Origin of the sequence: Clostridium sp. AF37-5 (assembly GCF_003477605.1) — a bacterium.
In the GTDB taxonomy this organism is placed as follows: Bacteria; Bacillota; Clostridia; order Lachnospirales; family Lachnospiraceae; genus Eubacterium_F.
Map to the genome: position 1 here is coordinate 33,247 of NZ_QUDR01000024.1, position 15,499 is coordinate 48,745.

A 15,499-nucleotide genomic window follows, 5' to 3' on the forward strand; every position below is an offset into this window, starting at 1 on the left:
ATATAAAATTTTAACAAATTCATAAGGAAGGGTCAAGCAATTTTTCACCCTTTGCCCACAATTCTGCAAGGTTTGTTGCAGGATTTAGAAAGAGCCGATACAATGAAGAAATGAGCAGAAAGGAGAAATTTTAAGATGGAGATAAAAAAATATCAAAAATGGACGGCGCTTGTGCTGGTTTTGTGTATGTTATTTTCAATGACCGGCTGCGCGGACGAAGAGAAAGAAGCCAAACAGAGTTTCAGTAAGGAGGATACTTGGGTTGTTTATTGGTATCTGTGTGGCAGCGATTTGGAGAGCAATTACGGTGCAGCAACAGCAGATCTAAATGAAATGATGCAGGTTAAGCTTCCGGAAAACGTAAAAGTGGTAATTCAGACGGGTGGTGCGTCAAAGTGGCAGAATGATCAGGTAAAAACCGACCGGATTCAGCGTTATGAGTACAGTGGAGATACACTTACTTTAAAAGATGAAACTGAGCAGGCAAGCATGGGTGATCCGGAGACGTTAAAGGGATTCCTCAATTATGCAGAGGAAAACTATCCGGCAGACCATAAGATGTTGTTGTTCTGGAATCATGGTGGTGGAAGTGTAAGCGGTGTCTCTTTTGATGAAAATTATGAAATGGATTCGTTGGTATTAGACGAAATTTCCGCTGTTATGAAAGATGTCTACGGTGACAAAAAGCCGTTTGAGGTTGTTGGTTTTGATACCTGCCTGATGGCAACGGTAGATACAGCGAATGTATTCCAGAATTATGCGTCCTACATGGTAGCGTCTGAGGAGACAGAGCCGGGAAATGGATGGCTGTACAGCGGATGGCTTTCTAAACTTGCAAAAAATCCGGCTATGAACGGTGCCGAACTTGGTAAAGAAATCTGCGACAGTTTTAAACAAGGTTGTAAACAAGCAGGAACGGATGCGGAAATTACACTTTCCGTAACCGATTTGTCCAAGACACCGGCAATAATTGAAGCCCTGCAGAATATGGGTAAGGTCGTTTTGAAAAAAGCAGAAAAAGATTCCTCTGTATGCGCGGAATTTGCCAGAAGTGCCACGAAGGCAGAAAATTATGGTGGTAATAATGACAAAGAAGGATACACAAACATGGTTGACTTAGGGCATTTGGCACAGAATGCAGAAGGGTTGATCGGTGAGAGCAAAGCGCAGATTGAAAAAGCACTTTCCGATGCGATTGTTTATAAAATAAATGGAGACTACCGCCGTCATGCAAGCGGACTTTCGGTTTATTATTCCTATGACGGCGACCAGGAATCAGCAGCCCGTTACCAGCAGATTGCCGCAGAGAATATTTATTCTTCCTTTGTCAATTATTCCATCGGTGCCAATATATCCGATGAGGCATTGAGTGAAAGTGGTGTCGGCGAAGTACAGGAAGTAAGCGGATTTGACGGTGACCTTGAGATGTCAATTAATGAAAATGATTACATCCAGTTGAACATTGACCCGGCAAAATTAGATAGTATTCAAAGCATTGCTTTCAATTTTGCTTATATCAGTGACGACGGAAAAGCAATTGTCTTTTTAGGAAAAGATAACGACTTAGAGTGCGACTGGGAAAAAGGTGTATTCCAGGATAACTTCCGCGGCGTCTGGGGTTCTATTAATGACAGAGAATGTTACATGGAGTTAGTTTATGAGGGCGATGATTATAATTTGTATACGGTTCCGATTAAATTAAATGGAGAAGACAGCTATTTGAGTGTCGCCTATGATTATGAGGCAAAAGACTTCTATATTCTTGGTGCAACTTCCGGTGTGGATGAATCCGGACAGGCGGGAAAAGATATGCGACCATTGGAGAAGGGCGATAAAGTAGCTATTGTCTATTACGCACAGAGCATGGAAGGAAATAATGAGGTTCAGGAAATGCCAGACGATGAATTTACATGGAAGGAAAGTTATGAATTCAAAGAAAAAGATTTGCCGGATGGAAAATATGCCTTTACTTATGAAGTAACGGATATTACCGGCAAGAGCACGATGTCAGACGTTGCCTTCCTGAATTTGAAAAATGGCGAGATTAAGCCGGAGTTATAAAAGAAATTTATTAGAAATGCAGAGACTTTACCGTTTCTGCATTTTTTTTGCCGTTTTGACAGAAAGCGTAGGATTTATCCGCAAAGTATGATATTTTGGGAGCACGGAATCTTTTGAGGAGGGGTTTTATGCGAATTTATTTATGTGATGAATCCGCAAAAGAGCGGTCAGCGATAAAAAAGTGCGTAGATAAATATCTGCGTGGCAATTATCAAGTAAGCATAAAAGAATTCAGCTCGGTCGAAAATATGTTATCCGAAATTCCGGTAAACAAACCGAGTCTTATGATTGTAAACCTTCCGGAGCAAAAGATAAAAGACCCTGTGATTGTAAAAAAACTTCAGGGGAGAAAGAGTAATCAGAAGATGATTATGACAGCAGCATCTGAATGCTATGCAATGGATGCCTTTTCCGTATATGCCGATGGCTTTTTGATAAAGCCGTTTGTGCAGCAGCAGGTTGATTGTGCGCTGAACCGTTTTCAGAATATGTTTTATCAAATGAAAAAAAACATATCATTTATGGTAGACCGCACAATGAAAAAATTTTGCTTAGACGAAATCATTTACATGGAAACATGTGGGCATGCGACGATGATACATACGCTGCATGGGGATTTTCGGACAAATTGTTCGCTCACGAGGGCAAAAGAAAAAATGCCGGATGGCGGTGATTTTGTTACCTGCGGGAAAAGTTATTACATCAATGCGGGCTATATTAAAGATGTTACCAAAACAGAAATTATTTTACGGGGAGGTGAACAAATTTACATTCCGACTAGATTACAAAAGGAATTATGCTTGTTATGGCAAATGAAAGTAAATAATAATATTCTATAAAAAATTAAAATTTGGAGGATTTAGAAAATGAAAAAGATTGTATCAGCAGTATTAGTATTTGTAATGATGTTAAGTTTGGCAGGATGTGGTATTTCTTATGACGACATCAAAGGTGATTGGACAGCAAAGACAATCAATGGTATGACAATTGATGAATATGCAGCATCCCTTGGCGTTGATCCTAGTCAGGCAACTGTAAATGTAAATATCACAGAAGATGATAAAATGACAATGGTAACTGCAAACGGTGAGACAAAATTTGATTATGAGAGACGTTCTGACGGAATTGAAGTTAAAATGGAAGGTAAAGATGAAATTTACATGTCCATGGCATATGACAAAGACAAGAAGACGCTCACATACAAATTAGATTTGGGAAATGGACAGACAATGGAAGTTGTTTTGGAAAAGGGAAAAGCTGATATGACACCTGTTCAGCAGGACGCTCAGACTCAGACTGACGGAGCTGTTGAAGAAGGAGCTACTGAAGCTGCACAGTAAGGAATATGATGAAAAAATGGGACAAATGGATAACGTTAGCACCAATTGCTTTGGTGCTTGCGTTTCTGCCCCTTGTTGTAGGCAGGATAAACAGTAAAACATACACAGAGAATGAACCGTGGCTTCCCGCAAATGCGGTTGAGTCAGATTTCTTTTTGTATGGTAAATTGTTTGTCCTGTTTTTTTGCTGTCTTTTTATGATTGTGCTTTTGGTTCGTATGCGCTTTTGGCGGCAGATTCACGAGATGCCAAAATATCTTCTTCTACCTATATTATATGGTGGTTTTGCAATTGCATCTTCTCTGCATGCAAATCATCCTTTTCTGAGTGTGCGGGGGATGACCGGCAATATGCAGGGGCTTTTCGTAATACTTTCGTATCTGCTTGTGTTCTTTTACAGTTTTTTTTGGGTGAATAAAACAGAAAATATTTCCATACTGATAAAAATACTTGGTGTCTCAATTGGAATCCTTGGCGTGATTGGCATTTCGCAGTTCTTTGGATTTGATTTATTGTCAATGGGCTTTGTGAAAGAGTTTCTAGGTGGGAGAAAGGCGAGAGTTTCACATTTTATATATTTAACTTTGTACCATTGGAACTATGTGGGGAGCTATGTAGCGCTTCTTCTGCCGGTGACGGTGGCAATGATTGTTTATTTCCATGAGGCGGGTAAAAAGCGGGAGAGAACTTTTTGGTTCGTGCTTTTTTATCTGCTGATTTTCTGCCTTTTTGGTTCGCAGTCGCGGACCGGCACGCTTGCGGTACTGGTTTCGTTTTGTGTTGGCGGCGTAAAATATCGGAACAAAGTCTGTCAGTACAAAAGAACAATTCTCTGCGTCTTGGTTTCTGTGCTTGCAATTTTATCTTTCTGCAACTGGTACATCACAGGGGATATTTTTGGAAAATGGCAGCAGGTTCGGTTTTCTACCAAGGGAAGTAAAAAGTTATCTTATATTGAAACGAAGGATGACCATGTGAAAATCCGCTATAAAAAGAAAAATTATTCTTTTGTCATAGAGGGAAGCGGTGAAAATATCACGCTTAAAAAGACACCGGATAGAAAGTGGAAAGCATTTTCATTTGAAAAGAAAGCATTTGCGGACGGTGAAAAGACCGTTTATGGCTATGAAATGAAGTACAAAAAGAGTGTCTGGCGGTTTACCAATCAGCGTGGGGATGGGAAGTATTATTATCTCAATGCAAACGGAAAATGGGATTTGTGTATTCACGCCGAAACGGCACTGCCATCGTGGATGAATGAGGTGGCATCGCTTCGAGGTTTTGTGTGGTCAAGAACGATACCGCTGTTAAAAGATTATGTGCTGCTTGGCGCGGGGCCCGACCAGTTTGGTTTTGTGTTCCCGCATAATGATTATGTTGCCAGATATCAGTATGATTTGTTGACAACTTATTATAAGAAGCCACATAATTATTATCTTCAGATGGGAATTGAGACAGGGTGCCTCTCGCTTGTTCTGATGCTTGCATTTTTTGTGATTTTTTTAAAGCGTGGCTTTGCGGCAGCCAAAGGAAAGTGCCATACGCAGAAAGAGTATTTTATACGGGCAATTTTGATTTCTGTATTAGGATATCTCTTTGCCGGGATGTTTAATGATTCTATGGTAGTAACAGCGCCTGTGTTCTGGTGTCTGTTAGGACTGGGAGCGGGTGGAATGGGTGATAGAGTTAGGAATACAATAAGTTAGACTTACCTAAAAAAGGAAAAACCACAAACCAGCGAGAAACATAATTCGTGAAGCGAATTCTCTGTTTCGAGTCGGTTTGCAGTTTTTCCTTTTTTATCGTAAGAATAGCCGTATTATTTACCCTCTCAATGCCTCATCAATTGCCTTAGCGGCAGCTTTTCCTGCACCCATGGCAAGGATTACGGTTGCGGCACCTGTTACGGCGTCACCACCGGCGTATACATTATCACGGGTTGTTAAACCGGATTCATCCTTTGTGATTAAGCATCCGCGGTTATTTGCTTCCAGACCAGGGGTTGTGGAGCGAATCAATGGGTTTGGACTTGTACCAATGGACATGATTACGCTGTCAACATCAAGAACAAATTCGCTGTCAGGTTTTTCAACCGGACGGCGGCGTCCGCTTTCATCCGGCTCGCCAAGTTCCATCTCAACACATTTCATGCCACATACCATACCCTCGTCATTGCCAAGGATTTCAACTGGGTTATTTAGTGTCTTAAAGATGATTCCCTCTTCTTCTGCATGCTCAACTTCTTCTTTACGGGCAGGAAGTTCTTCCATACCACGGCGGTATACAATGTAAACTTCTTCTGCACCAAGACGTTTTGCACTGCGGGCTGCATCCATAGCTACGTTACCGCCACCGACAACAGCAACTTTCTTTGCATGCTGGATTGGTGTTTTGCTTCCGTCGCGGTAAGCTTTCATTAAGTTAATACGAGTCAGGAATTCGTTTGCAGAATAAACACCCTTCAGACTTTCACCAGGGATATTCATGAAACGAGGAAGTCCTGCACCGGAACCAACGAAGATTGCTTCGTTACCCATTTCGAAAATTTCATCGATGGTTAATACTTTACCAATTACCATATTGGTTTCTACATCAACACCGATTGCTTTTAAGTTATCAATTTCCTTCTGCACAATTGCTTTTGGAAGACGGAATTCCGGAATACCATAAACCAAAACGCCGCCGGCAAGGTGAAGTGCTTCAAAAATTGTTACTTTGTATCCTAATTTAGCCAAATCACCGGCAACGGTAAGACCACTTGGGCCGGCACCGATAACGGCAACTTTGTGACCGTTTGGCTCCGGTTTAACCGGTGCGTCTGTGCAGTGCTCTCTGTGGTAGTCAGCAACGAAACGCTCCAATCGTCCGATACCAACCGGCTCGCCTTTGATACCGCGGACACATTTGCCTTCGCACTGATTTTCCTGTGGGCATACACGGCCGCAGACAGCAGGAAGGGAAGTGGATTCTGAAAGAATCGCAAAAGCACCTTCAATATCTTCATTTGCTACGCGCTCAATAAATGCCGGAATGTTAATCTGAACTGGGCAGGCGCTGACGCAAGGTTTGTTTTTACAGTTTAAGCAGCGACGAGCTTCGTTTACTGCCATATCATAGGTGTAGCCAAGAGCTACTTCGTCAAAGTTTTTATTACGGACATCCGGGTCTTGTACCGGCATTGGGCATTTATTCATATCCATATTTCTCTCTGCCATGATTAATTTTCCCCTTTCTTGAGTAGATTGCAATATTCATCGCGGGCGTGTGTCTCAAATTCTTTGTACATTGTTCCACGATGCATTGCTTCATCGAAATCAACGAGGTGTCCATCGAAATCCGGACCGTCTACGCAGGCAAATTTGGTTTCGCCGCCAACTGTCAGACGACAGCCGCCGCACATACCGGTTCCGTCAATCATAATCGGGTTCATGCTGACAACGGTTTTGATGTCATATTTTTTCGTTGTCAGGCATACAAATTTCATCATAATCAATGGTCCGATGGCAATGACTTCATCGTATTCATTTCCATCCTGAATTAATTTTTCCAATGCGTCTGTTACCAGACCTTTTTCGCCATAACTTCCGTCATCGGTCATCATGACGAGTTTGTCACTGGCTGCTTTGAATTCGTCCTCAAGAATTACTAAGTCTTGATTACGGAATCCAACGATGGCGTGAACTTCAGCACCCATCTGGTGCAGTTTCTTTGTAATTGGGTAAGCAATGGCACAGCCAACACCACCGCCGACAACTGCTACTTTTTTCAATCCTTCTGTGTGTGTAGGAACACCAAGCGGGCCTACAAAGTCGTGAATGTATTCACCTTCTTTTAAGGTGTCTAATTCCATTGTACCGGCACCAACAATCTGATAAATAATGGTAACGGTTCCAGCCTCGCGGTCAAAATCCGCGATTGTCAAAGGAATTCTCTCGCTATCTTCTTTTGCGCGGAAGATAATAAATTGTCCCGGCTCTGCTTTCTTTGCAATCAAAGGAGCCTCTACTGTGATTTTACTGACAGTAGGATTCAGGGACTTTTTTTCAACAATTTTGAACATAAACAAAATCCTCCATTCATCTGTGTACATAAGTCAACATAATTCTATCATATTATAAGGGTAAATTCAAACGGATTCTTCTGGAAGTGTAAAAAATATATTAAATATCACGATTTTGCGTTGTTTTTCTTGACAATAGAGAAAGCGTGATGTATTGTTTACAATATGATGTGGTTTTGAAAACTACATGGAACATAAAAATAATTTGCAGGATATGATATAGGAGGAACGCAAATGGCATTTTCAAAAGGCGATATTGCAGCACCATTTATTCAGGTTAAGGAAGATGAAAACGGTGTTTTGCAGGACATTAAATTTGTAAATGATGATAATTTTAACTTTGCTTATGATGTGGTAGATAAGATGGCAAAGAAAGATCCGGACAAAGTAGCAATGCTTCACATTTCAAAGGATGGAAAGGAACGCTCCTTTACCTTTTATGATATGGCACGTTATTCTTCTAAGGTAGCAAACTATCTTCAGTTTTTAGGAATTAAAAAAGGCGACCGCGTAATGCTCGTTTTAAAACGCCACTACCAGTTCTGGTTTGCGATTTTGGCACTGCACAAGATTGGTGCAGTAGCAATTCCGGCAACAAATCTTTTACTGAAATCCGATTTTGAATATCGTTTTAAAGCCGGTAATGTAGATGCGATTCTTTGTACGGCAGACGGCCCGGTTTCACGCGAAGTGGATAAGGCGTGCCGCAGCTACAAAAATCTGAAAGTGAAAATCATGGTTGGTGCCAGCCGCAAAGGATGGCGCAGCTTTAACAAGGAAGTAAAATATTTTTCAAGTCATTTCCGCAGACCACATGGTGAGAATGCAATCCATGGTGATGACCCATCGATTATGTTCTTTACTTCCGGTACGACTTCGTATCCGAAAATTACAACCCATAACTTTAAGTATCCTTTGGGACACTATGTGACAGCGAAATACTGGCATCAGGTTGACCCGGATGGCATCCATTTTGCCATTTCCGATACTGGCTGGGGAAAAGCTCTGTGGGGTAAAATTTATGGTCAGTGGCTGTGCGAAGCATGTATTTTCACCTATGATTTTGATAATTTCGATGCAAAAGAAATTCTTCATATGATTGAGAAATACAAAATTACAACATTCTGTGCACCGCCAACGGTTTACCGTGTAATGGTTCATTTGAAATTAGACCAGTACGATTTGTCTTCTTTGCAGAATGTAACAACAGCAGGTGAAGCATTGAATCCTGAAATCTTTGAGAAGTTTAAGGCAAAAACCGGACTTACTCTGATGGAGGGATTTGGACAGACCGAGACAACATTGACAATTGGTAACCTCGTTGGTACAACACCAAAACCGGGCTCCATGGGTGTGCCGACACCACAGTATGATGTACAGATTATGCTGCCGGATGGAACACTTGCCGGTCCGGAAGAAGAGGGTGAAATTGTTATCTGCACAGAAGATGGTGCGCCAAATGGTTTGTTTATGGAATATTACGGCGACGAAGAAAAAACACAGAATGCATGGCATGATGGTTATTATCACACAGGTGATACTGCCTACTTTGATGAGGACGGTTATCTGTGGTATGTCGGCCGTACCGATGATGTAATTAAGTCCAGCGGCTACCGCATCGGACCATTTGAAATTGAAAATGAAATTATGAAACTTCCATACGTTTTGGAGTGTGCCGTTACTTCTGTGCCGGACCCAATCCGTGGTCAGGCAATTAAGGCAAGTATCGTTCTTGCCAACGGTGAAGAGGGAACGGATAAACTGCGAAATGAGATTATGAAATCCTTGAAAAAGAATATTGCGTCATATAAATGGCCAAAAATACTTGACTTTACGAAAGAATTGCCTAAAACTATAAGTGGTAAGATTCGTAGAAAAGAAATCAAGGAGAATGACTGGAATGAAAATGAAGACAACGAATAGTCGGCTTGTCATCACCGGAATGGGTGCTGTGACGCCGATTGGAATTGGCGTAGAGAATTATTGGAAAAATCTTGTGGCCGGAAAATGCGGCGTGGAAGCGATTACCCGCTTTGACACCGAGGAGCTGCCGGTAAAAATTGCGGCTGAAGTCAAAGATTTTAATGCGGAAGACTTTATGCCAAAGAAACTGACGCGTGAAATGGACGTGTTTATGCAGTATGGTTATGCAGCAGCGATGGAAGCAATCGCGGATGCCGGAGAGGAAATTACTGTACCGGAGCGCATGGGTATTGTTGTTGGTACGGCACTTGGCGGTATCTCTCCGATTGCAGAGGTGCAGGATGGATTAAGCAAGGGAGAGCATAAAAAAGTCAGCCCGCGCTTTGTGCCGAAAATTATCGGCAATGAGGCAGCAGCCCAGGTGGCAATTGCAAAAGGCTATCGTGGTCCAAGTCTGACGGTGAGCACAGCATGTTCTTCCGGTGGTGACGCAATCAGTACCGCCTGCATGTTAATCATGTCCGGACAGGCAGACGCCGTTCTTGCGATGGGAACGGAATCCGCATTATCCCCATTGTTTATTCAGGGATTGGCTTCGGCACATGCGTTGTCCACCAATAACGAGAATCCGCAGCAGGCGAGTCGCCCGTTTGATAAAGACCGTGATGGTTTTGTCATTGGCGAAGGCGGCGGTGCGCTGATTATTGAAACGGAAGAAAATGCGAAAAAACGCGGCGCTAAAATTTATGCAGAACTTGCAGGATTTTCCAACTGCACCGACGGCTACCATGTAACAAGTCCGCATCCGGAAGGAATTGGTGCGGTATTCTGCATGGAAAAAGCAATCGAGCATGCAGGTATTACAAAAGAATCCGTAGATTATATTAATACACATGGAACTTCTACCGGTATGGGTGATCCGATTGAAACGAATGCGATTGCAGAACTTTTTTCAGAGCATGCCGGCGAAATGGCTGTGACTTCGACCAAAGGCGCAACCGGACATATGATGGGTGCCGGCGGTATTACCGAGGCAATTACTTGTATCCAGTGTATTCGCACCGGTGTTGTTCCACCAACATTAAATCTGGATGAATTGGATGAAAAATGTGCATCCTTGAATTATGTTCCACATAAGGCAATTGAAAAAGAGGTTCGTGTGGCAATGAGTAATTCGTTTGGATTTGGCGGACAGAATTCAAGTGTGATTTTTTGCCGCTACGAGTGATGAATAATTATGATGTAATAGTTAATAAAAAGAGATGGTTAATTTCCCATTCGGAATCGCTTCCGCTGAGAGAACACACGCAGCGGTGCGTGAGGGCAGACTACGCCCTCTGCGCACCGGCGGTGTTCAACATTCCTCATGGTGAAATTAACCGTCTCTTTTTTCTCATTACATCATGATTAGTTTTGACAAAAGAGGACTTTTTTATGCGGGCAAGCTGGTCAATGCAACGCAAACAGGCTGAAATCTTGAAAGGGTTGCTTATTTGTAAGGCTATGGAGGGGAAAGGGCAACCATGAATGGGATAAATTGATAAAAGAGTTGTTTTTGACCTTGACGCCACCTAAAAAAGGAATATTTTGGGGAAAAAGACAAGCTAAAAAACAACGCTTAGCACGATTTTTTGAAAAAAGCGTTGTCGAGAATGTCAGGCATTTTGTTTTTATCAACGGTTACTTATCTTTTTTTGTTTGTAATAATCAAGCGGAATCTTTTGTGAATCGTGGGTTTTGAGCGCGTCAGCAGGAGGCATTGGTAGTTTCAATGCCCCTGCTGTTACGCAGCTCAATGAGTGAAAACGCCCATGATGCGCAAAAGATTCCGCTTGATTATTGCAATTAAAAAACATTGTAACAGATAAAAAAACAACTGAAATTTTTGCATATTTTTCAAAAAATCGGAAATCCTATAAGAAAGTCACAAGTGGATGACTTTGGAAAGGATGATTTTATTTGGGTAAGAAGAAATTTTTTGCAGCGGCTTTTGCGGCGTTTGTTCTGTGGGCTATTGTGATTTTGCAGACTGTATTAACCAGATGGTATGTTTCGCAGACTGCGTTTGAACAGGCATTTGCAAAAAGTGATATTATGAAAGCATCAACTCAGGAGGCGGCTGCTGATATAAGAAATATAAATAGTGACAATCGTGTGATGGAAGGTGTGGTAAATGGCAGGCTGAATGCATCGGAGCAGCAAACAATGGCGGACAAACTTTTTCGTCAGTTTGGCGGTGGAGAAGTAATGAACAGCAATTCCGATAGCAGTTCGGATTACTATGTCGCATACGGCTATACAAGCGGATTTGAAAGTTCCAAAAAGGTAAATGGCAGACGCATAAATATGATGGCTGCATTTTCTTATGATGAAAAAAAGGATGTTACAAAAGTTGTGTTTGGAACACCGCTGATTAACAGCGATTTTTGATTTTGTGGGAATGTTTATCTTCCTGCCGCATACAATAAAAGAAAAAGGCGTGTGCGTATGCTCAATAAACTTTGGGGATTTATGATTCTCATTGGGATTTTGTTTGCGGCGGCAACCGGCAAAATCGGAGAAATCGGAACAGCAGCACTGGATTCGTCAAAAGAAGCAGTGACTTTATGTATTACGATGCTTGGCATCATGTCCATGTGGACAGGACTTATGAATATTGCAAAAAAGGCAGGAATTATCGATGCGCTTACAAAAGCACTTCGACCGGTTCTTGCCTTTTTATTTCCGGGCGTGCCAAAAGAGCATAAGGCAAATGAATATATGGCCGCCAATATGATTAGCAATGTGCTTGGGCTTGGATGGGCGGCTACGCCGGTTGGTTTAAAGGCAATGGAAGAATTGAAAAAATTAAATCATGGAAGCCACATTGCCAGTGCGGATATGTGTACTTTTTTGATTATCAATATTTCCTCTTTGCAATTGATTCCGGTTAATATTATAGCGTATCGAAGCCAGTATGGTTCTGCCTCGCCTGCTTCAATTCTTGGCATGGGACTAGTGGCTACAATTGTATCGACGGCAGCCGGTGTTATTTTTTCTGTAATAGCAAGAAAAGTATCAAAGAAAAAGGGGGAGCGGTAAATGGAAGTCCTTTATTATATTTCAGATTGCATGATACCATTCGTGATTCTCTATCTTGTCGGCTATGGCATGTGCAAAAAAGTGGATATTTTTGATTCGTTTATTGAGGGAGCCAAAGATGGATTTTTGACGGTCTATAAAATTCTGCCGACGTTAATTGGTTTGATGATTGGTGTAGGAGTTTTGCGGCAGTCCGGTTTTATGGAGTGGCTCGCCGGTATGTTTGCACCGGTTGTAAATATCCTTCATTTTCCGGGCGAACTGCTTCCGCTTTTTATCGTGAAAATGTTCTCATCCTCGGCGGCAACCGGTCTTTTGCTTGATATATACAAAACATATGGAACAGATTCCTATCTTGGCACATTAGCGTCAGTTCTTATGAGTTGTTCGGAAACCATTTTCTATACCATGAGCGTTTATTTTATGACGGCGCGCGTGACCAAAACGCGTTATACACTTACCGGTGCATTGGTGGCAACTTTTGCCGGGGCGATGGTGGCGGTTTTGCTGGTGGGAATGTCGTAAAAAAATTCCTTACTTTTGCAACATTTTCCAGTTATCATTCGTTATATAAGTACAAGGTACATGATTAATGGACGTGTAAATGAAAGTAAGGAGAGTGATTTTATGAAAATGAAAAAGATTTTGGTGTCGATGTTTTTGCTGTTTTTTGCATTGTGTCTGAAAGCAAATGTTTCAAATGCAGCGGAGATTTCTGCGATGGAGCGGTTGGATTACTGGGATGTTTCTAAGGAATATACGATTACCAATCAGGATGCAACCTATCATGCCTATTTATCGAAAGATAAAAAAGAAAGCTGGATTTTTAAAGCGGATTTGTTAAACAAAGAGAAAATGCTGGATATCATATTTCCTCAAAAAATTGAAAATGCGCCGGTTGTGAGATTGGGATATAGTGCAGATTTATATCAGGGGGAAGAAGCTGCGTGGCCACAAAACTTATTTGGTGTGACAATGTTTGATTATTGTGATGCCGACAGCCGCCCGACTTTGGAAATACTTAATGTTAAATCCGTTGTGATGCCTGATACAATTCGCGAGATGGGATCTTGTACTTTTGGTGCAATGGGAAACTTAAAATATATTCATTTGTCAGACAAACTTACAAGTTTGAAAAATGGAACATTTTTCGGAAGCAAAGATATTAAGAAAATTGATTTTCCGGCAAAATTTAAAGTGGAGGCTGCGAATGTTTTTGGCTACTGTGATGGGTTGCCGGGGCTTGCACATGAAACTAAATATTTAAAAAATGACACACTTACATTTTCTGGTAATATGGTTATCAATCAAACCGAAAAAACTTTGATTCAGGTAATGCCGGATACAAAGAAAATTACAATACCAAAGAGCGTGAAATGGATTGAGCCGACGGCGTTAAAAAACACCAGCCTAAAAACGGTAAAAGTATCGAAGAAAAACAAATATTTTGCGGTTCATAAAAGATGTTTGTATCGGAAGGCAGAAAAAGAACTTGTTTATGTGTTTGGCAAGGGAAGCACGTTGACATTGTCGAAAAAAATAAAACAGATTAGTGAAAACGTGGTTGTAACCAAAGCCAAACTGAAAAAGCTAATCATTTCACATAAAGTAAAACGCTATAACAATTGGAAAAAGCCATTTGCTAAGAATAATAAAAAGATAAAGATTTATTACCGTGGGAAAAGAGTGAAGTAGGGAGGTTTTGCTTATGAGAAAAGAAATTTTGCTGGCGTGTGCGTGTGTACTTTGTTTATCAGCATGTGGGACTGGCACAAAGGAACAGTCAAAAAATCCGCAGAAGGCGTTGGAGGTAGGAGCAGAAACAACGCCAAAAAGTGTTGAAGCAACGAGCAGTCCTATGGTACAAAAAATAAAAAACACAAGCGGGAAAAGGGAAAATCCAAAAGATTTGAAACAAATAAAATTATCCGTTGAGCGCTGGGATACGAAGCAAAAAGATTTTTCTGTTCAGGCAGTCAGATTTGGCACTGGCAGTGGCTGTGTTTCGGAATTTGGTCAGAATTGGGAGTTTATTTCTTATAAAGAAAATCTCAAAACGGTTCAAAAGAAAAATCCGTCGTATTTTGTGGAATTAACTGATTATCTGGATGAAAATCACACAAAATATAAGGCGGCGCGTTATTTTAAGAATAACAATTCTTATGTCCTTTATGAAAGAAGTGAGAAAGGGAAGAAACATAAGTATTTGTGTCTGGAAAACCAAGTGCTTACTTTGGAGTATCCGAAATATATGAACGAGAACCAAAAGTATATTTCTTTTCCATATCCGTCATGTAAGAGTCTTTCTGATTTTAAAATCGAAGAGTCTTGGGAGAAAAATGAAGACTTTTACGAAAAGGAATTTTGGCAGTTATATTCATATGAGGATTTAAAAGCATTTTATCAGAATTTTGAAAAAGGTACTGCCGAATGTTCTGATAAAACGCAGACTATTCTTGTGAAAGCAATGGAACACGATTATGATAATAAAACAAGTGATGCAAGTGTTTTGCTTGATTTTAAAAATCATAATTTTATTGTGAAGAACCCGCAGGGTAAAAAGATTTTTGATAAAAATGACGTATGGAAAGCATATGAAAAGCAGTATACAAGCGCCGGGAAATTTGGCAGTAAAGAGTTTTTCTATAATAAAAGCAGTGTGAATATTTTATGTGTGGAAAAAGGAAAAAGAACGGTATGTATTGAGAATCAGGATGAGAGAGATACCCTGTTTGAGGATTTGGGTTGGAACTGTGTAGGAACAAGTATGGATATGAAAGTTTCGCCAAAATCAAATTCTAAAAATATATATTTAGATGTCACGCTCCATATGGAGGAGGATGGTAAGTGGGATAATCATGCGGTGCTTAAACTTGACAAAGAAGGAAAATTTGTGGAATGTAAATAAAGGTTGACAATTCCGATTTTCAAATGTATACTATGACAAGATAAAAGGTTTACATTTGAAAAAACGGAGGATGAAGTTTGAAAAAAAGAAATTTTAGACAACCAAGAAACAAAGGACATAGCAAAT

13 protein-coding genes are annotated in these 15,499 nt (G+C 40.9%); 11 read left to right on the forward strand and 2 right to left on the reverse strand.

What is annotated here, in order from left to right; genetic code table 11:
• Nucleotides 1-135 precede the first annotated feature (135 nt).
• The 4 genes from DW019_RS12760 (at nt 136) to DW019_RS12775 (ending at nt 5,107) form a co-directional block, all read left to right on the forward strand.
• A complete protein-coding gene (locus DW019_RS12760; protein WP_118443770.1) occupies nt 136-2,061 on the forward strand; it encodes a clostripain-related cysteine peptidase in 1,926 nt (641 codons plus the stop codon).
• 128 nt (nt 2,062-2,189) lie between these two features.
• Nucleotides 2,190-2,900, forward strand: a complete 711-nt coding sequence (locus DW019_RS12765; RefSeq protein ID WP_118443772.1) for a LytTR family transcriptional regulator DNA-binding domain-containing protein — start codon at nt 2,190-2,192, stop codon at nt 2,898-2,900.
• 27 nt (nt 2,901-2,927) lie between these two features.
• A complete protein-coding gene (locus DW019_RS12770; RefSeq protein ID WP_117478501.1) occupies nt 2,928-3,401 on the forward strand; it encodes a hypothetical protein in 474 nt (157 codons plus the stop codon).
• Between the two features lie 5 nt (nt 3,402-3,406).
• The gene (locus DW019_RS12775) at nt 3,407-5,107 is read left to right on the forward strand and encodes an O-antigen ligase family protein (RefSeq protein WP_118443774.1); all 1,701 of its coding nucleotides are present in this window, start codon (nt 3,407-3,409) and stop codon (nt 5,105-5,107) included.
• Nucleotides 5,108-5,224: 117 nt separating this feature from the next.
• Here DW019_RS12775 and gltA read toward each other — a convergent pair whose 3' ends face one another.
• Nucleotides 5,225-6,616 (reverse strand): NADPH-dependent glutamate synthase, encoded by a 1,392-nt coding sequence (gltA, locus tag DW019_RS12780; RefSeq protein ID WP_022376538.1) that lies wholly within the window; start codon nt 6,614-6,616, stop codon nt 5,225-5,227.
• Nucleotides 6,617-6,618: 2 nt separating this feature from the next.
• Nucleotides 6,619-7,461, reverse strand: coding sequence for a sulfide/dihydroorotate dehydrogenase-like FAD/NAD-binding protein (locus DW019_RS12785; RefSeq protein WP_117478499.1), 843 nt, complete (start codon nt 7,459-7,461; stop codon nt 6,619-6,621).
• A 234-nt stretch (nt 7,462-7,695) separates the two neighbouring features.
• On the opposite strand from DW019_RS12785, the gene DW019_RS12790 reads away from it, so the two are divergent.
• From DW019_RS12790 to DW019_RS12825, 7 genes are all read left to right on the forward strand, one after another.
• Nucleotides 7,696-9,384 carry an AMP-binding protein gene (locus DW019_RS12790; RefSeq protein WP_118443776.1) on the forward strand — a complete coding sequence of 563 codons (1,689 nt, stop codon included), beginning with the start codon at nt 7,696-7,698 and terminating at the stop codon, nt 9,382-9,384.
• A complete protein-coding gene (fabF, locus tag DW019_RS12795; protein WP_242989372.1) occupies nt 9,362-10,612 on the forward strand; it encodes a beta-ketoacyl-ACP synthase II in 1,251 nt (416 codons plus the stop codon). Before DW019_RS12790 ends, fabF begins: the two co-directional genes overlap by 23 nt.
• Before the next feature lie 731 nt (nt 10,613-11,343).
• Complete coding sequence (locus DW019_RS12805) at nt 11,344-11,814, forward strand: YwmB family TATA-box binding protein (protein WP_118443780.1); 471 nt, start codon at nt 11,344-11,346, stop codon at nt 11,812-11,814.
• 57 nt (nt 11,815-11,871) lie between these two features.
• Nucleotides 11,872-12,465 carry a nucleoside recognition domain-containing protein gene (locus DW019_RS12810; protein WP_022376533.1) on the forward strand — a complete coding sequence of 198 codons (594 nt, stop codon included), beginning with the start codon at nt 11,872-11,874 and terminating at the stop codon, nt 12,463-12,465.
• Nucleotides 12,466-12,990 (forward strand): nucleoside recognition domain-containing protein, encoded by a 525-nt coding sequence (locus DW019_RS12815; protein ID WP_118443782.1) that lies wholly within the window; start codon nt 12,466-12,468, stop codon nt 12,988-12,990.
• A gap of 102 nt (nt 12,991-13,092) precedes the next feature.
• Nucleotides 13,093-14,160 carry a leucine-rich repeat domain-containing protein gene (locus tag DW019_RS12820; protein WP_182431139.1) on the forward strand — a complete coding sequence of 356 codons (1,068 nt, stop codon included), beginning with the start codon at nt 13,093-13,095 and terminating at the stop codon, nt 14,158-14,160.
• Nucleotides 14,161-14,173: 13 nt separating this feature from the next.
• Entirely contained in the window at nt 14,174-15,373 is a 1,200-nt protein-coding gene (locus tag DW019_RS12825) for a hypothetical protein (protein ID WP_118443786.1), read from the forward strand.
• Nucleotides 15,374-15,499: the final 126 nt, after the last annotated feature.

Excerpts from the sequence above, each read along its gene's own strand:
- DW019_RS12760 (WP_118443770.1), top strand. The coding sequence starts at position 136 with ATGGAGATAAAAAAATATCAAAAATGGACGGCGCTTGTGCTGGTTTTG.
- DW019_RS12765 (WP_118443772.1), top strand. The coding sequence starts at position 2,190 with ATGCGAATTTATTTATGTGATGAATCCGCAAAAGAGCGGTCAGCGATA.
- DW019_RS12770 (WP_117478501.1), top strand. The coding sequence starts at position 2,928 with ATGAAAAAGATTGTATCAGCAGTATTAGTATTTGTAATGATGTTAAGT.
- DW019_RS12775 (WP_118443774.1), top strand. The coding sequence starts at position 3,407 with ATGATGAAAAAATGGGACAAATGGATAACGTTAGCACCAATTGCTTTG.
- gltA (WP_022376538.1), bottom strand. The coding sequence starts at position 6,616 with ATGGCAGAGAGAAATATGGATATGAATAAATGCCCAATGCCGGTACAA.
- DW019_RS12785 (WP_117478499.1), bottom strand. The coding sequence starts at position 7,461 with ATGTTCAAAATTGTTGAAAAAAAGTCCCTGAATCCTACTGTCAGTAAA.
- DW019_RS12790 (WP_118443776.1), top strand. The coding sequence starts at position 7,696 with ATGGCATTTTCAAAAGGCGATATTGCAGCACCATTTATTCAGGTTAAG.
- fabF (WP_242989372.1), top strand. The coding sequence starts at position 9,362 with ATGAAAATGAAGACAACGAATAGTCGGCTTGTCATCACCGGAATGGGT.
- DW019_RS12810 (WP_022376533.1), top strand. The coding sequence starts at position 11,872 with ATGCTCAATAAACTTTGGGGATTTATGATTCTCATTGGGATTTTGTTT.
- DW019_RS12815 (WP_118443782.1), top strand. The coding sequence starts at position 12,466 with ATGGAAGTCCTTTATTATATTTCAGATTGCATGATACCATTCGTGATT.
- DW019_RS12820 (WP_182431139.1), top strand. The coding sequence starts at position 13,093 with ATGAAAATGAAAAAGATTTTGGTGTCGATGTTTTTGCTGTTTTTTGCA.
- DW019_RS12825 (WP_118443786.1), top strand. The coding sequence starts at position 14,174 with ATGAGAAAAGAAATTTTGCTGGCGTGTGCGTGTGTACTTTGTTTATCA.